Annotated in this window: 21 protein-coding genes; 14 read left to right on the top strand and 7 right to left on the bottom strand. The window is 55.0% G+C overall.

All coding sequences use genetic code 11. The features are described from left to right. Window positions 1-30: 30 nt before the first annotated feature. The 4 genes from pcoD to pcoE all read left to right on the top strand — a co-directional run bounded on the left by pcoD (window position 31) and on the right by pcoE (window position 3,693). Complete coding sequence (gene pcoD, locus EQV24_RS20555) at window positions 31-909, top strand: copper resistance inner membrane protein PcoD (RefSeq protein ID WP_229692861.1); 879 nt, start codon at window positions 31-33, stop codon at window positions 907-909. Between the two features lie 54 nt (window positions 910-963). Then, entirely contained in the window at window positions 964-1,644 is a 681-nt protein-coding gene (pcoR, locus tag EQV24_RS20550) for a copper response regulator transcription factor PcoR (RefSeq protein WP_001188930.1), read from the top strand. Continuing rightward, a complete protein-coding gene (gene pcoS / locus EQV24_RS20545) occupies window positions 1,641-3,041 on the top strand; it encodes a copper resistance membrane spanning protein PcoS (RefSeq protein ID WP_001211180.1) in 1,401 nt (466 codons plus the stop codon). Before pcoR ends, pcoS begins: the two co-directional genes overlap by 4 nt. A 217-nt stretch (window positions 3,042-3,258) precedes the next feature. Continuing rightward, on the top strand, window positions 3,259-3,693 hold the full coding sequence (pcoE, locus tag EQV24_RS20540; protein WP_000723069.1) for a copper resistance system metallochaperone PcoE: 435 nt from the start codon (window positions 3,259-3,261) through the stop codon (window positions 3,691-3,693). A 354-nt stretch (window positions 3,694-4,047) separates the two neighbouring features. Here the strand turns inward: pcoE and EQV24_RS20530 are convergent, their stop codons facing one another. Next, the gene (locus EQV24_RS20530) at window positions 4,048-5,001 is read right to left on the bottom strand and encodes an NAD(P)-dependent oxidoreductase (protein WP_130626983.1); all 954 of its coding nucleotides are present in this window, start codon (window positions 4,999-5,001) and stop codon (window positions 4,048-4,050) included. After that, window positions 5,001-5,693, bottom strand: a complete 693-nt coding sequence (locus EQV24_RS20525; protein ID WP_047023353.1) for a diguanylate cyclase — start codon at window positions 5,691-5,693, stop codon at window positions 5,001-5,003. Before EQV24_RS20525 ends, EQV24_RS20530 begins: the two co-directional genes overlap by 1 nt. A 169-nt stretch (window positions 5,694-5,862) precedes the next feature. Here EQV24_RS20525 and EQV24_RS20520 point away from each other — a divergent pair, with 169 nt between their 5' ends. Next, the gene (locus EQV24_RS20520) at window positions 5,863-6,600 is read left to right on the top strand and encodes an IclR family transcriptional regulator (RefSeq protein WP_038983926.1); all 738 of its coding nucleotides are present in this window, start codon (window positions 5,863-5,865) and stop codon (window positions 6,598-6,600) included. A gap of 35 nt (window positions 6,601-6,635) precedes the next feature. Here EQV24_RS20520 and EQV24_RS20515 read toward each other — a convergent pair whose 3' ends face one another. Then, window positions 6,636-7,970, bottom strand: a complete 1,335-nt coding sequence (locus EQV24_RS20515; RefSeq protein ID WP_038983925.1) for an MFS transporter — start codon at window positions 7,968-7,970, stop codon at window positions 6,636-6,638. A gap of 330 nt (window positions 7,971-8,300) precedes the next feature. On the opposite strand from EQV24_RS20515, the gene EQV24_RS20510 reads away from it, so the two are divergent. After that, window positions 8,301-9,326: a TerC/Alx family metal homeostasis membrane protein gene (locus EQV24_RS20510; protein ID WP_014833633.1), complete on the top strand. Its 1,026-nt coding sequence runs from the start codon at window positions 8,301-8,303 to the stop codon at window positions 9,324-9,326. A gap of 60 nt (window positions 9,327-9,386) precedes the next feature. On the opposite strand, the gene EQV24_RS20505 is transcribed toward EQV24_RS20510, so the two are convergent. The 3 genes from EQV24_RS20505 to EQV24_RS20495 form a co-directional block, all read right to left on the bottom strand. Continuing rightward, entirely contained in the window at window positions 9,387-10,049 is a 663-nt protein-coding gene (locus EQV24_RS20505) for an HAD family hydrolase (RefSeq protein WP_013099181.1), read from the bottom strand. 106 nt (window positions 10,050-10,155) lie between these two features. After that, window positions 10,156-10,950 carry an SDR family NAD(P)-dependent oxidoreductase gene (locus EQV24_RS20500; protein ID WP_020687718.1) on the bottom strand — a complete coding sequence of 265 codons (795 nt, stop codon included), beginning with the start codon at window positions 10,948-10,950 and terminating at the stop codon, window positions 10,156-10,158. Between the two features lie 32 nt (window positions 10,951-10,982). After that, entirely contained in the window at window positions 10,983-11,864 is an 882-nt protein-coding gene (locus tag EQV24_RS20495; RefSeq protein ID WP_029883624.1) for a LysR family transcriptional regulator, read from the bottom strand. Between the two features lie 99 nt (window positions 11,865-11,963). Between EQV24_RS20495 and EQV24_RS20490 the strand changes: the two genes are divergently transcribed. The 8 genes from EQV24_RS20490 (at window position 11,964) to arnF (ending at window position 20,185) form a co-directional block, all read left to right on the top strand. After that, entirely contained in the window at window positions 11,964-12,470 is a 507-nt protein-coding gene (locus EQV24_RS20490; RefSeq protein WP_029883623.1) for a phenolic acid decarboxylase, read from the top strand. 324 nt (window positions 12,471-12,794) lie between these two features. Next, window positions 12,795-13,934, top strand: coding sequence for a UDP-4-amino-4-deoxy-L-arabinose aminotransferase (gene arnB / locus EQV24_RS20485; protein WP_130627003.1), 1,140 nt, complete (start codon window positions 12,795-12,797; stop codon window positions 13,932-13,934). A 1-nt stretch (window position 13,935) separates the two neighbouring features. Then, entirely contained in the window at window positions 13,936-14,919 is a 984-nt protein-coding gene (arnC, locus tag EQV24_RS20480) for an undecaprenyl-phosphate 4-deoxy-4-formamido-L-arabinose transferase (RefSeq protein WP_013099176.1), read from the top strand. Next, window positions 14,916-16,898, top strand: coding sequence for a bifunctional UDP-4-amino-4-deoxy-L-arabinose formyltransferase/UDP-glucuronic acid oxidase ArnA (arnA, locus tag EQV24_RS20475; protein WP_130626982.1), 1,983 nt, complete (start codon window positions 14,916-14,918; stop codon window positions 16,896-16,898). Before arnC ends, arnA begins: the two co-directional genes overlap by 4 nt. Next, a complete protein-coding gene (gene arnD / locus EQV24_RS20470; protein ID WP_130626981.1) occupies window positions 16,895-17,797 on the top strand; it encodes a 4-deoxy-4-formamido-L-arabinose-phosphoundecaprenol deformylase in 903 nt (300 codons plus the stop codon). The genes arnA and arnD overlap by 4 nt, the downstream gene beginning before the upstream one ends. Further along, window positions 17,794-19,449 carry a lipid IV(A) 4-amino-4-deoxy-L-arabinosyltransferase gene (gene arnT, locus EQV24_RS20465; RefSeq protein ID WP_130626980.1) on the top strand — a complete coding sequence of 552 codons (1,656 nt, stop codon included), beginning with the start codon at window positions 17,794-17,796 and terminating at the stop codon, window positions 19,447-19,449. The genes arnD and arnT overlap by 4 nt, the downstream gene beginning before the upstream one ends. After that, entirely contained in the window at window positions 19,446-19,784 is a 339-nt protein-coding gene (gene arnE / locus EQV24_RS20460; protein WP_013099172.1) for a 4-amino-4-deoxy-L-arabinose-phosphoundecaprenol flippase subunit ArnE, read from the top strand. Before arnT ends, arnE begins: the two co-directional genes overlap by 4 nt. Next, window positions 19,781-20,185 (top strand): 4-amino-4-deoxy-L-arabinose-phosphoundecaprenol flippase subunit ArnF, encoded by a 405-nt coding sequence (arnF, locus tag EQV24_RS20455; protein ID WP_013099171.1) that lies wholly within the window; start codon window positions 19,781-19,783, stop codon window positions 20,183-20,185. Before arnE ends, arnF begins: the two co-directional genes overlap by 4 nt. Here arnF and acpT read toward each other — a convergent pair. Then, the gene (gene acpT / locus EQV24_RS20450; protein ID WP_029883618.1) at window positions 20,118-20,735 is read right to left on the bottom strand and encodes a 4'-phosphopantetheinyl transferase AcpT; all 618 of its coding nucleotides are present in this window, start codon (window positions 20,733-20,735) and stop codon (window positions 20,118-20,120) included. The genes arnF and acpT overlap by 68 nt on opposite strands. Window position 20,736 lies beyond the last annotated feature (1 nt).

Raw genomic sequence — 20,736 nt, 5'->3', positions numbered from 1 at the left:
GTTATTCGTTTTCTTCTTTATCTGGATTTGATGGTAATATTTGGATTGCCATTTTTTCAGATATATGGAATAAGCGGTGTCAGACATGAAACCTATAACCTGACTAATTTCAGGTCGTTTATAACTTTTGCTGTTGTTACAGGCATCATTCTTACTGGCATTAATATGCTCCTGGTATCTAATGCCATGAGTGGAGTAACTGACCTCAGAGAATTATCCATCCATGTTATCGAGATGGTGATAGAAGAAACTGATGTGGGTATTAGCTGGATTGTCAGGCTCTGTGCCCTGTTTACCACACTCGGTGCTTTGTTCCTTTACACTAATAAGAGAGTATTGTCCTGCCTGCTGATGACGATGAGTGGGGGCGTGGCGCTGGCTACACTTGCCTGGGGAGGACACGCCGTTATGCATGACGGTCTGCATTACTATCTCCATTTACTGAGCGATCTGACCCATCTCGGCGCTGCAGGTGCCTGGACAGGTGCTCTGGTTGCATTTGCTATCCTGCTGATGCGCAGAAACGAGCATAATGCACAGAGCGTCATTGTGATATCTGACTCCCTGGCAAAATTTGCCACGGCAGGAACGGTGATTGTTGTAGCCCTGATCCTGAGTGCGCTGGTCAACTATCTGTATATTGCTGAGGGTAACTTAACTCCCTTATTCAACAGTTCCTGGGGGAGGATATTGCTTGCCAAGACGGCTCTGTTTGTTCTGATGCTTCTTCTGGCTGCAGCAAACCGGTTTCACCTGGGTCCCCGGCTTGAAGTTATGGTCAGGGAAGGGAATTATGATCGCAGCGTTGCCCTGATGCGAAACAGCATCCTGACAGAATTCGTTGTTGCGATTATCATTCTGGGCGCCGTAGCGTGGCTCGGAATGCTTGCTCCGTCTCAGGTCAGCTAGGGGACAGCCAAAGCTCATGCGTGAGATTTTTACTTTCATATCAGCGAGTTGACCATGCAGCGTATTTTAATCGTTGAAGACGAACAAAAAACAGGTCGTTACCTGCAGCAGGGACTGGTTGAGGAAGGCTATCAGGCCGATCTCTTTAATAATGGCCGCGATGGTCTCGGGGCCGCGTCGAAGGGACAGTATGATTTGATAATACTGGACGTGATGCTGCCTTTCCTCGACGGGTGGCAAATCATCAGCGCACTGAGGGAGTCCGGGCACGAAGAACCGGTCCTGTTTTTAACCGCAAAGGACAACGTGCGGGACAAAGTGAAAGGACTGGAGCTTGGCGCAGATGACTACCTGATTAAGCCCTTTGATTTTACGGAGCTGGTTGCACGTGTAAGAACCCTACTGCGCCGGGCACGCTCGCAGGCCGCAACAGTCTGCACCATCGCCGATATGACCGTTGATATGGTGCGCCGGACCGTGATCCGTTCGGGGAAGAAGATCCATCTCACCGGTAAAGAATACGTTCTGCTTGAGTTGCTGCTGCAACGCACCGGAGAAGTGTTACCCAGGAGTCTTATCTCGTCCCTGGTCTGGAACATGAATTTTGACAGTGATACGAATGTGATTGATGTCGCCGTGAGACGTCTGAGAAGTAAAATTGATGATGACTTTGAGCCAAAACTGATCCATACCGTTCGCGGTGCCGGATATGTCCTGGAGATCAGAGAAGAGTGAGGTTCAAAATTTCCCTGACCACACGCCTGAGCCTGATTTTTTCTGCGGTGATGCTTACGGTATGGTGGTTATCAAGTTTTATCCTGATTAGCACCCTTAATGGCTATTTCGATAATCAGGACCGCGATTTTCTGACAGGTAAACTTCAGCTCACCGAAGAGTTTCTTAAAACAGAGACGTTCAGGAACAAAACGGATATTAAGTCATTATCAGAAAAAATAAACGATGCGATGGTGGGGCACAATGGCTTATTCATTTCTATAAAAAACATGGAAAATGAAAAAATTGTTGAACTCTATGCCAAAAATTCTGTTGTTCCAGCGGTCCTGCTTAATAAGTCGGGTGATATTCTCGACTATATGATCCAGACGGAAGAAAATAACACCGTGTACCGCAGTATCTCGCGGCGGGTTGCCGTGACGCCGGAACAGGGTAAAAGCAAACATGTCATCATTACGGTTGCCACGGATACTGGGTATCACACCCTGTTTATGGACAAACTCAGTACCTGGCTGTTCTGGTTCAATATCGGTCTGGTCTTTATTTCTGTTTTTCTGGGCTGGCTGACCACACGTATTGGTCTGAAACCGCTACGGGAAATGACCAGTCTGGCTTCCTCCATGACCGTACACAGCCTGGATCAGCGTCTAAATCCCGATCTGGCTCCGCCGGAAATCTCTGAGACCATGCAGGAGTTCAATAATATGTTTGATCGCCTGGAGGGGGCATTCCGGAAACTGTCAGATTTCTCGTCTGACATCGCGCATGAGCTGCGCACACCAGTCAGTAATCTGATGATGCAGACGCAGTTTGCACTGGCTAAGGAAAGGGATGTTTCGCATTACCGCGAAATTTTATTCGCTAACCTGGAAGAACTGAAAAGGTTGTCACGAATGACCAGTGACATGCTTTTTCTGGCACGTTCAGAGCATGGTCTGCTGCGGCTGGATAAACATGATGTGGATCTGGCAGCCGAACTGAATGAATTACGTGAGTTGTTCGAGCCCCTGGCAGACGAAACAGGAAAGACAATCACGGTTGAAGGAGAGGGCGTTGTTGCCGGAGACAGCGATATGCTCCGACGTGCTTTCAGTAACCTGCTTTCCAATGCAATCAAGTATTCTCCCGATAACACCTGTACAGCGATACACCTTGAGCGTGACAGTGACTGTGTGAACGTGATGATTACGAATACGATGTCCGGCCAGGTTCCCGCTAATCTGGAACGTTTGTTTGACCGGTTCTATCGCGCAGACTCATCAAGGTTCTACAACACGGAAGGCGCGGGGCTGGGATTATCAATTACAAGGTCGATCATTCATGCTCACGGCGGCGAGCTGTCAGCAGAACAGCAGGGGCGTGAAATTGTGTTCAAAGTGCGCCTGTTAATGGATTAATCCCGTTGTTCAGGAGAAACCTGGAAGGTGACAAAATTGTCATCATTCAGTCACGCGATAAACAGAGGCGGTTTTTTATAATTATTCATAAATCAGGAGCAGCGTGATAACACAATCACCTGGTTCCTGGAGTGATGATTAACCCGCCCTGAGATCAACTGCTTTCTCTGTTATAAGCCATTGATTGTTTGGGTATGTAAACACCGGAGACCCAACCATGAAAAAGATTCTCGTATCATTTGTTGCCATTATGGCTGCCGCTTCATCTGCCATGGCTGCAGAGACAATGAACATGCATGACCAGGTAAATAATGCACAGGCACCTGCCCACCAGATGCAGTCATCTGCTGAAAAAAGTGCAATTCAGGGAGACAGCATGACAATGATGGATATGAGCAGTCACGATCAGGCCGCAATGTCCCATGACATGATGCAAAACAGCAATTCTGCTGCCCACCAGGACATGGCTGAAATGCATAAAAAAATGATGAAAGCTAAACCCGGAGCTACCAACGAAACAGCAAAGTCATTTTCTGAAATGAGCGAGCATGAGAAGGCCGCAGCTGTACATGAGAAGGCGAATAATGGTCAGTCTTCCGTTGTTCACCAGCAGCAGGCTGATAAGCATCGCAGTCAGATCACCCAGAATTAACCCGCAGCTCCACTTGTTAGACCCTCATTTGACGCCGAAGTCACTGGCTTACGCTCCCGTCCGGGAGCGTTTTTTTTCCCATATATCAAACTTTAACTCTGAAGAGGTGGAAGTATCTGACCAACACTGTCACGTAACGCCAGATAACTACAAAAACACCTTTTTCCTCCTGTAAATTGCAGTTCCTGCAAGAACATCAAGGCATAATGTTGGAACAGCGTGTGATACACACTTAGCATCATGTTTTGTATGTGTTTTTTTAAAACTTTACAACTTTAAAGTCTTTTTCAGGTTAAAGGATACAACTTTAATGTCTCTACACAGCAGAGAAGCCCTGAGGGAGTTCATTTTGGATTAGCGGCTCGCGGTAAGCGTTGTTTCTTCAGCTTCACTTACAACGTCTACAATATTGCTGGCCGCCACGGTGCCCATTTTGATATACGATGCTGCGCTGACGCCGCCAATATGCGGAGAGATAATGACGTTCTCGACCCCCTGCCAGAGGTGCGGAGCGGCCAGTGGTTCGCTGGTAAAGCTGTCCAGCCCCGCGCTGTGCAAGGTTCGATTCTCTAGCGCCGCGAGCAATGACCGATCGTCAATCAAGCCGCCGCGTGCCGTATTCACCAGAATAGCGTTTGGCTTAACGTATGCGAGCGTTTTCGTATTGATCATGCCCCGATTATCGTCGGTGAGCGGACAATGCAAAGAAATCACATCGGAACGGGAAAGTAGGTCGGTCAGAGTATCAGTACGCTCGCATATGGAAGGCATTGATTGAGCATAGGGATCGTAAGCAAGAACCCGCATACCAAAGACGTGACCGATCTGTGCTACCCGTGAGCCAATAGCCCCCAGCCCGATCAGTCCCAGCGTGAGTCCTTCCAGTTCGATGGATTTATGCGTGGCTTTATCCCAGTGCCCCTGGCGCAGTCGCGTATCCAGCGACACCACCGATTTGGCGCAGGCGAGAATTAATGCCCAGGTGTGTTCAGCCACCGCCGCCGCGTTAGCTCCCGGTGCAGAGCGGACGGCGATATTACGCTCAGCCGCTGCCGCCTGGTCTATCACATCGATCCCGCTTCCGTGCTTGGAAATAACCTGCAGGGCTGGTGCTGCATCCATGATTTTCGCGCTAATCTTGCCGTAACGTACCAGTATTGCCACCGGATTATGCTGTTCACACAGTGCAATCAGCTCATCCTCCGTGGGCTGACGACCCGCAAACACCACCTCAAAGTCGTGCAATATCGCCATGGCCTGCTCTGCCAGGTCGCTCCCGGTTACCAGGACTACCTTCTTATTTGCCATTACAGCGTCTCCCCGTCTGCCAGCATGCCCGCCTTACGCAGCGCGTCATTGAGCCAGTGTGGGCGTAAATCGCCCTCACGGATAGCAGCAAGACGTTTGGTCTCCATCTCCAGCTTCCCTTTTGCCAGACTGATAATCTGCTTAACTTCCTCGCGTGGGATCACCACCACGCCGTCGATATCGGCCACTACCAAATCTCCGGCATGCACTGTCGCCCCGGCAACGGAAATGGGATGGTTCACCCGGCCAGAAATGGACTTTGTCGGGCCGCAGGGATTCAGACCAGCAGAGAAAACGGGATAGTTACCCTTGCCCAGTGTGTCGGCGTCACGTACCGCTCCGTCGATAATGATCCCTGCAATACCGCTCGCCTGAGCCTGGGTGGCCATGATTTCACCCAGTAGCGCGCAGCTCAGATCGCCTTTTCCATCGACAACCAGGACATCGCCGGGCTGGGCAACGGCCATCGCGGCATGAATGGCAAGATTATCTCCCGGACGCACCTCAACGGTAACAGCCGGACCCGCAACGGACATGTGCGATGCCAACGGTTTGATTCGTCCATGCAGCGTACCGCGGCGCCCGGCGACATCCGCCAGTATGGCTGCCTGATATTCGGCGGCCTGGCGTACCTCTTCAGCCGATACGCGTTCGAACTGGCGGTTTATCAATGATTTTTCAGAAACGGACATGACTCTCTCCATGTTGTTTTACTGTGTACAATGAAGGTGTACAATACAAAACAACTATAGCGGTGTTGCTTTCCTTTTAGCCAGACCTGAGAAGGGGTTTGTGATGTAAACACGAAGTGACTCACAAAATTTGAGGTACACTCTCTGCCGGGCTGAAAAGGAGATAATGATGGGGAATGAAGGCGTTGTAGCGGTTGAGAAGGCGCTGGCTTTACTGGATTGCTTCCGTCCTGGCGATGAAAGCCTGACGTTAACCGCCCTGGCGCAGCTATCGGGTTACCACAAAACCACGGTTTACCGCTTAATGAACTCTCTTGAACGGATGAACTATGTCGTCAGACATGATGACGGCAATTATGCGCTTGGTCCTCGTCTGCTTTATCTCGGTAAGCTTTATGAACAGTCTTTCCATCTTTCCCGGGTGGTGCAGCCTGAACTTCAGGCCTTATCCATGGCTTCCCAGGAGAGCGCCAGCTGGTATGTATTAGAGGGCGGACAACGTCTGTGCCTGTTTCGGGCAGAAGCCTCACATGGGCTCCGACACAGCAATCTCCCCGGCACTCAGTTCCCGCTGGATGATTCTGCTATCAGTAAGGTTCTACGCCATTGGGGCCTCAATGAGCCCCTGCCGGGCGGTGAGCCTGCGCTTCCGCTCTACACGGCAGGTGCCCGCGATCCCCATACCGCGGCGTTTGCGATGCCCGTCTTCGGCGTTCATGACAAACTGATTGCGGCGCTGGCATTGACCGGCCCCATCTCGCGACTGACGGAAGATCGCAGGGAGCAAGGTATTCGTCAGTTGATGCACGATACCGCCAGCCGCCTGTCACAGAAAATGGGGGCCAGCAAGCCCTTCTGTCAGCAGTTCTACGGGGAAACGAGCGATACAGCGGAAGAAAACGGTTAACGAAAAGCGGGACACGCGTCCCGCTTTTGTCATCACTAATGCGTGACCTGTTTTTCGTGTAGCTGAGCGTTACGGGCCTGTCGTCCCATAATGAGAACTGCGATACCTCCCGCCACACACAGCGTGGCCAGCGGAAGCATAGCCAGCGTGTAGCTGCCCGTCCGCTCATTGATAATACCGTATGCATTGACCATGACCGCGCCGCCGATCAGGTTAGCAATAGCGCCAATCGCAGCCAGCCCTGCAGCCGCTGAAGTACTGCTCATCCAACTGGATGCCAGCGCCCAGAAAGGCCCTTTCATGGAATACGCACCTATCAACATGATGCTGAGGATCACAATAGTCGCCGGCAGCGACACGCTCACAAATGCAGCGAACACGCCTGCGGCAATCATGAACAGTGTCAGTGCGGTGTGCCAGCGGCGCTCGTTGGTACGATCCGAGTTTCGCCCCCAAATAATCATGAGAACGGATGCCAGACCGTAAGGGATAGCGTTGAGCAGGCCTGTTTCCAGGTTATCGAGGTGGAAGGATTTAAGCAGTTGAGGAGACCAGACGCTGATGGTAGTGCCTGCAGACGATGCGCCCGCGTAAATGAGTGCCATCAGCCAGATTTGGCGATGCTTCAAAAGCTGCCACGTCGTTTGATGTCCAATGTTCTTTTGCTGATTACGCTCGCTCTCCAGCGTGCTTTCCAGCCATTGTTTCTGCTCACTGCTGAGCCAGTTCGCCTGATGAGGACGATCGCGAAGAATAAACCAGGCGGCAATGCCCAGCAGCACGGCGGGTAAGCCTTCAATAATAAACAGCAGATGCCAGCCGCGAAGACCCAACCAGCCATCCATTGACAGAATCAACCCGGAGAGTGGGGAGCCGATGAAGTTGGCGAGCGGGATGGCAACCATAAATGACGCAATAATGCGTGCGCGGTAGCGGGAAGGGATCCACCAGGTCAGATAAAGTACGACGCCCGGGAAAAAGCCCGCTTCAGCAGCGCCGAGCAGAAAACGTACGATATAGAGCGACGTAGTGTTCTGAACCAATGACATACACATTGAAACGACGCCCCAGCTGATCATAATGCGCGGGATCCACAGTCGTGCGCCGACTTTTTGCATCGCCAGATTGCTTGGAACTTCAAACAAAAAATAGGCCACAAAGTAGAGACTGCTGGCGAAACCAAATGCCGCTTTGCTAAGACCGAGATCCTCATTCATCTGCAGCGATGCCATGCCGATGTTCCCGCGATCGATAATGGAGATCAGGTAGCTGACGATGAGAAACGGGAGGATACGCCAGATCACCTTTCGCATCGTCTCCTTTTCTATCCCCTCACTGGTGGTAGCGCCATAACGCGTTTGTTCTGTCATTGTGTCCTCGCAGGGTCTGTTCTTAGTTTTATCAGGTACAACTCAGTTTTATTTAACAAAACCACTATAGCGACGTTGCGTTATTTTTATCCAGTGAATGGAAGGTTTAAATTATGTAAATAAGAGGTGACTCACATATCAGGCGCGTTACGCAAAGCGCCTAAACGGCAGATGCGTCACCCCACGTTGTGAGGTAAAGTACACGCCTTGCGCAGACACAGAGCTGCGGTTTGAAGGGGGGAACCGTTGTAAAACCGTTCCATCTTTTTCTCTGCTGGCATATGCCAGTCTGCATGGTTTTTGTGTTTTGCCTCTACAAAAGGGTTGTGTATGTCTGCTGCTCATCTCGGTTTCCCGACGGAAACCGTTGTTGTCTTTGTGGTGATGGCTGTCGGGGCGATGTTTATCGACCTCTTCATGCACCGTCACGATAAGCCTGTCTCGCTGAAAAGTGCCGCAATGTGGTCCGTTTTCTGGTTCTCGATGGCGATGGCGTTTGCCGGGTTCCTGTATGTTCACCACGGTGCCGAGATGGCGAGCCTGTTCCTCACCGGCTACGCGCTGGAAGAGGTGCTCTCGGTCGATAACCTGTTTGTGATGATGGCGATTTTCGCCTGGTTCGGCGTGCCGGATAAATACCGTCACCGCGTACTCTACTGGGGTGTGCTGGGGGCGATTGTCTTCCGCGGTATCTTCGTGGCTATTGGGACCAGCCTGCTGAGTCTGGGGCCGTACGTGGAGGTTATTTTCGCGCTGGTCGTTGGCTGGACGGCGGTAATGATGCTCAGGCGTAACGAAGAGAGCGACGAGGTTGAAGATTACTCCGGACACCTGGCCTATCGCCTGGTGAAACGCTTCTATCCTGTCTGGCCGAAAATCAGCAGCCACGCCTTTATTCTGACCCAGAAAGAGGTGGATGCGGAACTGGAAAAACCAGAAAACCAGGACGTAATGGTTGGGCGCGTCAAAAAAGCGAAACGTTACGCGACGCCATTATTACTTTGCGTGGCGGTCGTGGAGCTGTCTGATGTGATGTTCGCGTTTGACTCCGTACCGGCCATTATCGCCGTCAGCCGCGAGCCGCTGATTATCTACAGCGCCATGATGTTTGCCATCCTCGGCCTGCGTACGCTCTATTTCGTACTGGAAGCGCTGAAGCAGTATCTGGTTCACCTGGAGAAGGCGGTGGTCCTGCTGTTGTTCTTCGTGGCGTTCAAGCTCGGGTTGAATGCAACAGATCACTTCTGGCATCACGGCTACAGCATTGGCGCGACGACCAGTCTGTTCGTGGTATTAGGCGTGCTGGCGCTGGGGATTATTGCGAGCGTGATGTTCCCGGGGAAACGTGAGGCCTGATGCAACGCTCTTCTCCCTCTCCCTGTGGGAGAGGGCCGGGGTGAGGGCACCAGACCGCACCTAACCCTTAATCGGTGAGTTGCGGCGCTTGCGCGGTGGGTGGAAGTGCCGCCAGTGTGGATCCTGCGCTGCGGCCAGCAGTTCGTGGTCGCCACGGGTATCTCCCCAGGCGCGCAGGTGGTACTCGTTCAGATTGCCATACACCTTTTCCAGTCTGGCGACTTTCTGGGCGCAGCGGCAGTTGTTGCCGGTAATGCGCCCGGTCAGCTTACCGTCTTTCACTTCCAGTTGTGTGCCAATCAGCTTGATGCCAAGCTTGTCAGCCCACGGCTGGAGCACCAGTGCCGGAGAGGCGGAACAGATGGTCACTTCCGCGCCAGAGTTCACCTCCGCCGCCACCGCCAGCACCCCCTCGGGGCGCATCAGCTTGTTCCAGTATTTTTCGCAAAACGCTTCCGCCTGCTGACGTAACCAGTGTTCATCCACCCCCGTCAGGAACGTTTTGATCAGCACCTCTTTTAGCTCATCACGCGTTAGCTTGCGGCGTACGCAGTGGAGCGTCGGCAATGCCATACGCACCAGTCGTCCCGCGAAGTAACGTTTCCCGAAGGCAAAACGCAGGAAAGGGATGAAGCTATCGTGGTGTGTTAACGTTCCATCAAAGTCGAAGACAGAGAGCACGTTAGATTTGGCCACGGTCTCGTCGGCAATCATATTGGTCATAAATACGTCTTAGCTGAAATACACATTCTGCTCGTTAGTTTACCTGCTTTGGCGCCACAGTCCTTAAACCTCACGCTTTTTTTCTCATTCTTGCGGCCTGAGCCACTCAGATAATGTCATCCACCACGCCACCGTCGACGCGCAACGCCGCGCCAGACGTGGCGGAGGCCTGCGCTGAGCAGACATAGACCACCATATTGGCGACCTCTTCAACCGTGGCCGCTCGCTGGATCACCGAGCTGGGGCGGTTGGCCATCACAAACTCTTTTGCCAGCTGTTCCAGCGACTTACCGGTCTTCTCGATCTCGTCTTTCATCATCTCTGCGAATCCGTCAGACATCGTCGGCCCCGGCAATACGCTGTTGACCGTCACGCCGCTACCCGCCACGAACTTCGCCAGTCCGCGTGCCAGCGAGAGCTGTGCCGTTTTGGTCACGCCGTAGTGGATCATGTCCGCCGGGATATTGCAGGCCGACTCGGAGGAGATAAATACCACTCGGCCCCAGCCTTTCTTCACCATGCCGGGAAGCAGCGCACGGGAGAGACGCACGCCGGACATTACGTTGGTCTGCCAGTAACGTTCCCAGGTGTCATCGTCGGTGGCATAGAAATCCTGCGGCCCGTAAATCCCGGCATTGTTGACCAGAATGTCCACGTTATTCGCCACCTTCAGCAGCGACTCGACCCCTTCCGGCGTGCTGAGATCGGCTATCGCGGCACGCACCTGCACGCCCGGCACCACCTGCTGCAGCTGCTGAATACCTTTATTCACCGACTCGGTACTGCGGCCATTGACGATCACTTCCGCACCGCTTTCTGCCAGCCCTCTGGCAATGGCGAAGCCAATTCCACCCGTTGAGGCGGTGACCAGCGCCACTTTCCCCGTAAAATCGATTTTCATCCTCTGCTCCTTATCGTTTTAACGTTCGGACCTTAAAGCGTAGCAGGTGACGATGACGGCTCCTGGCTAAAAAGGCGCAATAGCGACTCAACCTGTTCGTCCAGCGGGCTAAGCGAGCGCTTCACAATCAGGTGCAGCGGCGTGGCTCGCCGCACGCCATGGCTGAGCGGCAGCATCTTCAGTACCCCTTGTTCCAGCTGAGTCTGAATGCGCTCCTCCGGCAGCCAGCCGTAACCCACCTGCGACATCACCGCCTCAATGGCCGCGTCAATGGTGGAAAAGGTCCACGAGCCACTGGCGGAGTGCGCCGCGGTCTGGTTGTCCGCAATTTTAATCAGCGGCCACGGGCGGAGCATGTCGTCGTTCAGCGGCGCGTCGAGCTGAAAGAGCGGATGCTGGTGATGGGCCACGGCAACAAAGTCGATATTCATCAGCCATTCGCCAAGCCCGGTCATATCCTGGCGGCGGGTTAAGACCATCACATCGGCTTCATCATTGATGGCATCGGCGCGGGTATTTTCCAGCACTTCGGTGAGACGGACCTGAGTCTGCGGATACTGCTGCTGGAACTGACGCAGGATGGCGAACAGACGACGGCGGGGGAAGATATTGTCCACCACCAGATCCAGCCGCGTGCGCATTCCGTTACGCAGGGTAAGCGCACGTGTCTCAACGTACGCGAAGGCTTTCAGCAGCGGTTTGACCTGGTTGAGCAGCAGTTCCCCGGCAGGGGTCAACACCGCCCGACGGCCTTCCTGCACCAGAAGCGCCACCCCCAGCCGTTCCTGCAGTAGCGCCAGGTTATAGCTGACGGAAGACTGGCTGCGGTGCGTCTCTTCCGCGGCTCTGGCAAAACTGCCCGCATCCACCACCTTCTCCAGCAAGGACCATTGTTCGAGCGTCGTCTTGTGCATAATCAATCTAAAATTTGGATGAATTTGATTCAAAAATAGCGTTATTCATTCATTTTTTGAAGGGATAGGATCGTCTCATCAAAACAAAGGAGACATTATATGAGCACCTTCGACAAACACGACTTAAGCGGCTTCATCGGCAAACATCTGGTTTATACCTACGATAATGGCTGGAACTACGAGATTTATATCAAAAATGAAAATACCATCGACTACCGTATTCACAGCGGCCTGGTGGGGAATCGTTGGGTAAAAGATCAGCAGGTGTATGTTGTTCGCGTAGGTGAGAGTATTTATAAAATTTCCTGGACTGAACCCACCGGCACCGACGTTAGCCTGATTGTGAACCTTGGGGACAAACTGTTCCATGGCACTATCTTCTTCCCGCGTTGGGTCATGAACAACCCGGAAAAAACCGTCTGCTTCCAGAACGATCACATTCCACTGATGAACAGCTATCGCGATGCAGGTCCGGCCTATCCAACAGAAGTGATTGATGAATTTGCCACCATTACCTTCGTGCGCGACTGTGGGGCCAACGATGACAGCGTAATTGCGTGTGCGGCCAGTGAATTGCCCGCTGACTTCCCAAATAATTTAAAATAAGCGCGACAATTAACTAAAAAGAAAAGTTCCCGGTTATTTCTGTTTTTAAAGAAATAACCGGGATTTTTTTTGTTTGTTGAGCTTTGGTTTAAACGTTACATTTTGAAAAAATTGAGTGCTGTCACAAAATAAATAATTCATAATTTTATAACTTTATGTTTTTAAAGGTGTTTATATTCATATGAAAACATTTTAATTCCCTCTCTTAATTTTTCCCTAAGAAATGAGCGCTACCTTGATATGAGTTTATGAACCGTTGAAATAAACGGTCCGCTAATTGGTTAATATCAAAAGCATGCCATTCTTATTGCAAGGAAATTAATGATGAGTGATTTTTTGCCTTTTTCCCGCCCCTCAATGGGTAATGAGGAAATCGCGGCGTTGCAGGAGGTATTAACCTCTGGCTGGATCACGACCGGGCCGAAAAATCAGGCGCTTGAAGAGGCATTTTGTCAGCAGACCGGGAATCACCACGCCATTGCCGTCAGTTCGGCAACGGCCGGGATGCACGTCACCCTGATGGCGCTGGGTATTGGCCCTGGCGATGACGTCATCACCCCCTCCCTGACCTGGGTCTCCACGCTGAATATGATCGTTCTGCTGGGGGCAAACCCGGTGATGATCGATGTGGACAAAGATACCCTGATGGTCACCCCGGACGCGGTAGACGCCGCGATTACGCCGCGTACCAAAGCGATTATCCCGGTGCATTACGCCGGTGCGCCGTGTGATATCGATGCTATCCGCGCGGTGGGGGAACGTCACGGTATTCCGGTGATCGAAGATGCGGCACACGCCGCGGGCACGTACTACAAAGACCGTCACGTGGGCTGGCAGGGCACGGCAATTTTCTCCTTCCACGCCATTAAAAACATGACCTGCGCCGAGGGCGGTCTGGTGGTGACGGATGACGAACAGCTGGCACAAAAAATCCGCAGCCTGAAATTCCACGGTCTGGGCGTCGATGCCTATGACCGCCAGACCCACGGCCGCGCGCCGCAGGCCGAAGTGATCGTGCCCGGCTTTAAATACAACCTCGCGGATATCAACGCCGCGCTGGCGCTGGTGCAGTTGGGCAAACTGAAACAGGCCAATAAACGACGTCAGGACATCGCCGAACGCTACCTGCGCGAGCTGGCCGACACGCCGTTCCAGCCGCTCACTATTCCATCATGGCCGCATGTGCACGCCTGGCACCTGTTTATTATTCGCGTGGATGAAGCCCGTTGCGGGATCTCCCGCGATAACCTGATGGCGGCCCTGAAGGAGAAGGGCATCGGCACTGGCCTGCATTTCCGCGCGGCACACACCCAAAAATACTACCGCGAGCGTTTTCCTGATGTATCGCTCCCGCATTCTGAATGGAACAGCGCGCGTATTTGTTCTCTCCCACTTTTCCCGGACATGACTCATGACGACACAACCCGCGTCATTACCGCGCTCCATCAGCTTGCAGGACATTGATATGTTCAGTGCGCCGCCTGTACAAAAAGTTTCTGTGGTGATCCCCGTTTATAACGAGCAGGAGAGTCTGCCCGAACTGATCCGCCGCACCACCGCCGCCTGCGAGACGCTGGGCAAAGCCTACGAAATCCTGCTGGTGGATGACGGCAGCAGCGATAACTCCGCCCTGATGTTGACCGAGGCTGCGCAGGCCGAAGGCAGCCATATCGTCGCGGTGCTGCTTAACCGCAACTATGGCCAGCATTCGGCCATTATGGCCGGGTTCAGCCACGTGACGGGGGATTTGGTCATCACGCTGGATGCCGATCTGCAAAACCCGCCGGAGGAGATCCCCCGGCTGGTCGCCAAAGCCGACGAAGGGTACGACGTGGTGGGTACGGTACGGCAGAATCGTCAGGATAGCCTGTTCCGCAAGCTGGCTTCCCGCACCATCAACCGCCTGATCCAGCGCACCACCGGCAAAGCGATGGGCGATTACGGCTGCATGCTGCGCGCCTATCGCCGCCATATTGTCGACGCCATGCTGCACTGCCATGAACGCAGCACCTTCATTCCGATTCTGGCGAATACCTTTGCCCGTAAGGCGACGGAGATCCCGGTGCTGCACGCCGAGCGTGAGCATGGGGAGTCGAAGTACAGCTTTATGCGTCTTATCAACCTGATGTACGACCTCATCACCTGCCTGACCACCACGCCGCTGCGCCTGCTGAGCGTCTTCGGCAGCATTATCGCGCTGGCCGGGTTCACGCTTTCCGTTTTGCTGGTCGTCCTGCGTCTGGTCTTTGGCCCCCAGTGGGCGGCGGAAGGGGTGTTCATGCTCTTTGCCGTGCTGTTCATGTTCATCGGCGCCCAGTTTGTCGGGATGGGCCTGCTCGGTGAGTACATTGGCCGTATCTATAACGATGTTCGCGCACGTCCGCGCTACTTTATTCAACGTGTTGTCCGCCAGGAACACAAAGTCTCTCAAGAGGAAAAACACCCATGAAAGCTGTTGTCTTTGCCTATCACGATATGGGGTGCGCGGGCCTGCTTGCCCTGCTTGAAGCGGGTTATGATATCGCTGCCATCTTCACGCATCCGGACGCCGCAGGCGAGAATAACTTCTTTGGCTCCGTGGCGCGTATCGCCGCCGAGCGCGGCATTCCGGTCTACGCGCCGGACGATATCAACCACCCGCTGTGGGTGGATCGCATTCGCGACACCGCCCCGGATGTCATCTTCTCGTTCTACTACCGCAACCTGATTTGCGACGATATTTTACGTCTGGCGACGAAAGGGGCATTTAACCTTCACGGCTCATTGCTGCCCGCCTACCGTGGCCGCGCGCCGCTGAACTGGGTGCTGGTGAATGGCGAAACTGAAACCGGCGTGACCCTGCACCGCATGGTGCACCGCGCGGATGCGGGCGCCATCATCGCGCAGCAGCGTGTTGCCATTGATGCGGATGAGACGGCGCTGCAGCTTCATCAGAAACTCTGCTCGGTGGCACAAAGCCTGCTGCGCGATGCACTGCCGACCATCCTGAACGGCACCTTCAGCGAGACCGCTCAGGACGAGAGCAAGGCGAGTTGTTTTGGCCGCCGCACGCCGGAAGACGGCCGTCTGGACTGGAACAAGCCCGCCCGCCAGCTGCACAACCTGGTGCGCGCAGTGACCGACCCCTGGCCGGGGGCGTATAGCTTTGCCGGCGTCAGCAAATTCATCGTCTGGAAATCCCGCGTGCGCGACGATGTCCCGGCCGCGAAACCGGGCACTATCGTCTCTGTCTCTCCGCTGATTGTTAGCTGCGGCGAGCAGGCGCTGGAGATCGTGACCGGTCAGACCGACAACGGCATTTATGTGCAGGGCGCGCAGCTGGCGCAGTCTCTGGGACTGGTTCCCGGCGCCTTGATCACCAGCGCCCCGGTGGTGGCAATTAAGCGCCGCACCCGCGTGCTGATCCTCGGCGTAAACGGTTTTATTGGTAACCACCTGACCGAGCGTCTGCTGAAAGACGATAACTACGAAATTTATGGCCTCGACATTGGCTCCGATGCCATCAGCCGTTTCCTTGACTGTCCGCGCTTCCATTTCGTGGAAGGGGATATCAGCATCCACTCCGAGTGGATCGAGTACCACATCAAAAAATGCGACGTGGTGCTGCCGCTGGTCGCCATTGCCACGCCGATTGAGTACACCCGCAATCCGCTGCGCGTATTCGAGCTGGATTTTGAAGAGAACCTGAAGATTATCCGCGACTGCGTGAAATACGATAAGCGCATCATCTTCCCGTCCACCTCCGAAGTGTACGGCATGTGTACTGATAAAAACTTCGATGAAGATACCTCTAACCTGGTGGTCGGGCCGATCAACAAGCAGCGCTGGATTTACTCCGTCTCTAAACAGCTGCTGGACCGCGTAATTTGGGCTTACGGCGAGAAAGAAGGGCTGCGCTTTACCCTGTTCCGGCCGTTCAACTGGATGGGGCCACGTCTGGATAACCTGAACGCGGCGCGCATTGGTAGCTCCCGCGCCATTACCCAGCTGATCCTGAACCTGGTGGAAGGCTCGCCCATTAAGCTCATTGAAGGCGGTAAACAAAAACGCTGCTTCACCGACATTAGCGACGGCATCGAAGCCCTGTTCCGCATCATTGAAAACAAGGATGGCCGCTGCAACGGGGAGATCATCAACATCGGCAACCCGGATAACGAAGCGAGCATTCGTGAACTGGCCGAAATGCTGCTGGCAAGCTTCGAGCGCCATCCGCTGCGTAACCAGTTCCCGCCGTTTGCAGGATTCCGCGAAGTGGAAAGCAGCAGCTACTATGGCAAAGGCTACCAGGACGTTGAGCACCGCAAGCCGAGCATTCGCAATGCGAAGCGCTGCCTGAACTGGACGCCAACGGTGAAGATGGAGCAGACCATTGATGAGACGCTCGATTTCTTCCTGCGCACCGTGGAGCTGTCGGAACAGGCCTCATGAAAAAAGTCGGTTTACGCATTGATGTCGATACCTTCAGGGGAACGCGTGACGGCGTTGCCGGACTGCTGAGGCTGCTGAGCAAGCACGATGTGCGTGCCAGCATCTTCTTCAGCGTGGGGCCAGACAACATGGGACGTCATTTATGGCGTCTGGTTAAACCGGCATTTCTGTTCAAAATGCTGCGCTCGCGCGCAGCATCGCTCTACGGCTGGGATATTTTGCTGGCCGGTACCGCATGGCCCGGCAGGCGTATCGGCGCGGGTAACGAAGCCATCATCCGTGAAGCGGCTCAGCACCATGAGGTCGGCCTGCATGCCTGGGATCACCATGCCTGGCAGGCCTGGGCGGGCGTCTGGGACATTCCTCGCCTGGCCCGGGAAATCGAGCGTGGTCTGCGGGAGCTGGAGGCCATTATCGGGCAGTCGGTGCGTTGCTCCGCCGTGGCCGGATGGCGTGCGGATCAACGCGTCGTGAAAGCCAAAGAGCCGTTCGCGTTTCGCTACAACAGCGATTGCCGGGGCAGCGGACCATTTTTACCGCAGCTCGGTGAAAACCGCGTTGGCACGGTGCAAATCCCGGTCACACTGCCCACCTGGGATGAAGTGGTGGGGCGCGAGGTGACCGCCGACGGCTTCAACCGCTACATTCTGGACTGTATACATCGCGACACCGGCACGCCGGTCTACACCATCCACGCCGAGGTGGAAGGGATTGCGTATCAGCATGATTTCGATGCGCTGTTGACGCTGGCGGCGCAGGAGGGGATTCAGTTCTGCCCGTTGATCGACCTGCTGCCAGACGATCTCAGTACGCTGCCCGTCGGCAAAATTGTGCGAAGTGAAATGGCTGGCCGGGAAGGCTGGCTTGGCTATCAACAAACCGTGAGTCCGGTACCATGAAAGTCGCCCGTTATGGCTTAGGGCTTTTCGCCCTGTTTATTGTTTACTATCTCATTCCGGTTGATATCCGTCTGTTATGGCAGCCTGATGAAACGCGCTATGCGGAAATCAGCCGTGAAATGCTCGCCTCCGGCAACTGGATTGTGCCGCATTTTCTGGGGCTGCGTTACTTTGAAAAGCCGATTGCTGGCTACTGGGTCAACAGCCTCGGGCAACTGCTGTTTGGCCATACAAACTTTGCCGTGCGCGCAGGGGCCATCTTTTCCACCGGCCTGACGGCGCTACTGGTTATCTGGATGGCCTGGCAACTCTGGCGCGAAAAACGCGTTGCCCTGTTCTCCGGCCTTATCTTCCTGACGCTGTTTCTGGTCTATGGCATTGGCACCTATGCCGTGCTCGACCCCATCATCTCCCTGTGGCTGGCGGCGGCGATGTGCAGTTTCTGGCTGGCCTCGCAGGCGCAGACCCTGGCTGGCAAAGCGGGGGGCTACATCGTGCTGGGGCTGGCCTGCGGCATGGGGGTGATGACCAAAGGCTTTCTCGCCCTGGCGGTGCCGGTCCTTGGCGTCCTGCCGTGGGTGATTACCCAAAAGCGCTGGAAAGAGGTGCTGAGTTTTGGCGGGCTTGCGATCCTGAGCTGCGTGCTTATTGTCCTGCCCTGGGGGCTGGCGATTGCCCAGCGTGAACCCGATTTCTGGCGCTACTTCTTCTGGGTTGAACACATTCAGCGTTTTGCCCAAAGCGACGCCCAGCACAAAGCCCCGTTCTGGTATTACCTGCCATTCCTGGTCGCGGGCAGTCTGCCGTGGCTGGCGCTGTTGCCCGGTGCGCTGCGTCTGGGCTGGCGTGAAAAACATCCGGCAGGCGGCGGGCTTTATCTGCTCGGTTGGGTGGTGATGCCGTTTTTATTCTTCAGCATTGCCAAAGGCAAGCTGCCTACCTACATCCTGCCGTGTTTTGCCCCGCTGGCGATCCTGATGGCGCGCTATGCCTGCCTCGCTGCGGAAAAGGGGGCCAGCGTGTTACGCATCAATGCCGGGATCAACCTGGCGTTCGGTACCCTCGGTGTCATCGCGGCGTTAGTCGTGTCGCCGTGGGGGCTGGCTAAGCACCCGGTCTGGACATCGGTCGAGCTGTTTAAAGTCTTCTGCGCGGTGGTGGCCTTCCTCGTCTGGGCCGTGGTGGGCTGGTTTAGCTTCAGACGGAGCCAGCAGCGCTGGTGGCTGGCGGCGCTGTGCCCTGCCGGGCTGGCGTTGCTGATTGGTTTTGCCATTCCCAACCTGGTGGTGGACTCCAAACAGCCACAGTCGCTGGTGGATACCGTGCGCGACCCGCTCCAGCAGAGCCGGTTCGTGCTGGCCGATAACGTCGGCGTGGCGGCAGGGCTGGCGTGGGAGCTTAAACGTAATGACATCATCATGTTTGGTCAGAGCGGTGAGCTGCGTTACGGGCTGGATTATCCGGACGTGAAAGACCGCTTTATCACTAAAGATGACTTTGCGCAGTGGCTGGCGAGGCATCGCCAGCAGGGGAGCGTGTCGCTGGTGATCCTGCTGTCGAAGAACGACGATCTGAACCGGGATAACCTGCCAAAGCCGGACTACCTGTATATCCAGGGGCGGCTGGCTTACCTGCAGTATTTGCCGCAATGATGACCTGGCTTTGGCTGGTGCTGGCAAGCCTGCTGACCTGCGCGGGACAGCTCTGTCAGAAACAAGCGACCCGTCCGGCGAAAACCGGGCGGCGTGGCGCGCATATTGTGCTGTGGCTGGGGCTCGCCTTGCTGGCGCTGGGCTGCGGCATGCTGGTCTGGCTGGTGGTATTGCAGCGTCTTCCCGTCGGGGTCGCCTATCCCATGCTGAGCCTTAATTTTGTCTGGGTGACGCTGGCAGCGAAGGGGCTCTGGCATGAGAAGGTGGCCCGACATCACTGGCTGGGCGTAGGGTTGATTATGATCGGGATTGTTCTGCTGGGAGGAAGCCTGTGAAAGGGGCGTGCTGGGCGTTATGCAGCGTGGCGTTAGTCAGTGCCGCGCAGTTGCTGCTGCGCAGTGCCATGCAGGCGCTTCCGCCCGTCGGCGAGGCGCTGGCATTTTTCAGGGCTCTCTGGCATTTTTCGTCCGGTACCGGCGCGCTGCTGCTGGGGCTGATGGGCTATGTGGCCTCTATGGGCTGCTGGTATCTGGCGCTGCATCGCATGGCGCTCAGCAAAGCGTACGCCTTGCTGAGCCTCAGTTATATTCTGGTGTGGGGCGCGGCGATCCTGCTGCCCGGCTGGGGCGAGTCGTTCTCGTGGCAGGGGCTGGCGGGTGTCGGGTTGATTATGCTGGGCGTGCTGGTGATATTCCTGCCCCGGACATCTCGTGGTGAAAAATCGCCCCGGGGGTAAGGGTGAACGGAGTGGGCGTGCAGACGGCGAGACTCAGCGAGCCAAACTGAAGCTGGCTGACCGAGTGGGCCTCAGAGGTACTGTCGATGCTGACAATCTGCCAGGCGCTGCCGCCTCGTTGCTTCACAATCGCCTCTTTACGCGTCCAGATCCCCCAGAAAGCCGGGAGCTTCGCTTCCTGCGCTTCGCGTTCCAGCTCTGCATGCTCCGCCACGCTGAAAACCGCGTTCGCCAGTGCCTGCCAGTTTTCACGCGGGCGTATCACTTCGATATCGCAGCCTACTTCACCTTCATCGCTCACCAGCAGGGCAATGTCGTCCCCGCTGTGGCTCAGGTTAAACCAGAGCCGATGATCTTTCGCAAAGGCGGGTTTCCCCTGTTCACCGTACACAATGTCGGGCAGCGGAGACGGGGATAATGTCCGGGCGAGCAGCGTCCTGCCTGCCAGCCAGGAACGGTTTCGCGCACCCTGAGGTGCCATATCTGCGAGCGTTGACGCCAGCGGGTCCGCGCAAAGGGTGGAGATTTTTCCCAGTATAAACTGGTACATA

The sequence above is a fragment of the Enterobacter sp. A8 genome (genome assembly GCF_004296595.1).
Lineage (GTDB): Bacteria > Pseudomonadota > Gammaproteobacteria > Enterobacterales > Enterobacteriaceae > Enterobacter > Enterobacter cloacae.
This window is presented reverse-complemented; position numbering and strand designations above follow the sequence as displayed.

What these genes read in the sequence shown, in the direction of transcription:
- pcoD (WP_229692861.1), top strand. Translation starts at nt 31, where the DNA reads ATGGTAATATTTGGATTGCCATTTTTTCAGATATATGGAATAAGCGGT.
- pcoR (WP_001188930.1), top strand. Translation starts at nt 964, where the DNA reads ATGCAGCGTATTTTAATCGTTGAAGACGAACAAAAAACAGGTCGTTAC.
- pcoE (WP_000723069.1), top strand. Translation starts at nt 3,259, where the DNA reads ATGAAAAAGATTCTCGTATCATTTGTTGCCATTATGGCTGCCGCTTCA.
- EQV24_RS20530 (WP_130626983.1), bottom strand. Translation starts at nt 5,001, where the DNA reads ATGGCAAATAAGAAGGTAGTCCTGGTAACCGGGAGCGACCTGGCAGAG.
- EQV24_RS20525 (WP_047023353.1), bottom strand. Translation starts at nt 5,693, where the DNA reads ATGTCCGTTTCTGAAAAATCATTGATAAACCGCCAGTTCGAACGCGTA.
- EQV24_RS20520 (WP_038983926.1), top strand. Translation starts at nt 5,863, where the DNA reads ATGGGGAATGAAGGCGTTGTAGCGGTTGAGAAGGCGCTGGCTTTACTG.
- EQV24_RS20515 (WP_038983925.1), bottom strand. Translation starts at nt 7,970, where the DNA reads ATGACAGAACAAACGCGTTATGGCGCTACCACCAGTGAGGGGATAGAA.
- EQV24_RS20510 (WP_014833633.1), top strand. Translation starts at nt 8,301, where the DNA reads ATGTCTGCTGCTCATCTCGGTTTCCCGACGGAAACCGTTGTTGTCTTT.
- EQV24_RS20505 (WP_013099181.1), bottom strand. Translation starts at nt 10,049, where the DNA reads ATGACCAATATGATTGCCGACGAGACCGTGGCCAAATCTAACGTGCTC.
- EQV24_RS20500 (WP_020687718.1), bottom strand. Translation starts at nt 10,950, where the DNA reads ATGAAAATCGATTTTACGGGGAAAGTGGCGCTGGTCACCGCCTCAACG.
- EQV24_RS20495 (WP_029883624.1), bottom strand. Translation starts at nt 11,864, where the DNA reads ATGCACAAGACGACGCTCGAACAATGGTCCTTGCTGGAGAAGGTGGTG.
- EQV24_RS20490 (WP_029883623.1), top strand. Translation starts at nt 11,964, where the DNA reads ATGAGCACCTTCGACAAACACGACTTAAGCGGCTTCATCGGCAAACAT.
- arnB (WP_130627003.1), top strand. Translation starts at nt 12,795, where the DNA reads ATGAGTGATTTTTTGCCTTTTTCCCGCCCCTCAATGGGTAATGAGGAA.
- arnC (WP_013099176.1), top strand. Translation starts at nt 13,936, where the DNA reads ATGTTCAGTGCGCCGCCTGTACAAAAAGTTTCTGTGGTGATCCCCGTT.
- arnA (WP_130626982.1), top strand. Translation starts at nt 14,916, where the DNA reads ATGAAAGCTGTTGTCTTTGCCTATCACGATATGGGGTGCGCGGGCCTG.
- arnD (WP_130626981.1), top strand. Translation starts at nt 16,895, where the DNA reads ATGAAAAAAGTCGGTTTACGCATTGATGTCGATACCTTCAGGGGAACG.
- arnT (WP_130626980.1), top strand. Translation starts at nt 17,794, where the DNA reads ATGAAAGTCGCCCGTTATGGCTTAGGGCTTTTCGCCCTGTTTATTGTT.
- arnE (WP_013099172.1), top strand. Translation starts at nt 19,446, where the DNA reads ATGATGACCTGGCTTTGGCTGGTGCTGGCAAGCCTGCTGACCTGCGCG.
- acpT (WP_029883618.1), bottom strand. Translation starts at nt 20,735, where the DNA reads ATGTACCAGTTTATACTGGGAAAAATCTCCACCCTTTGCGCGGACCCG.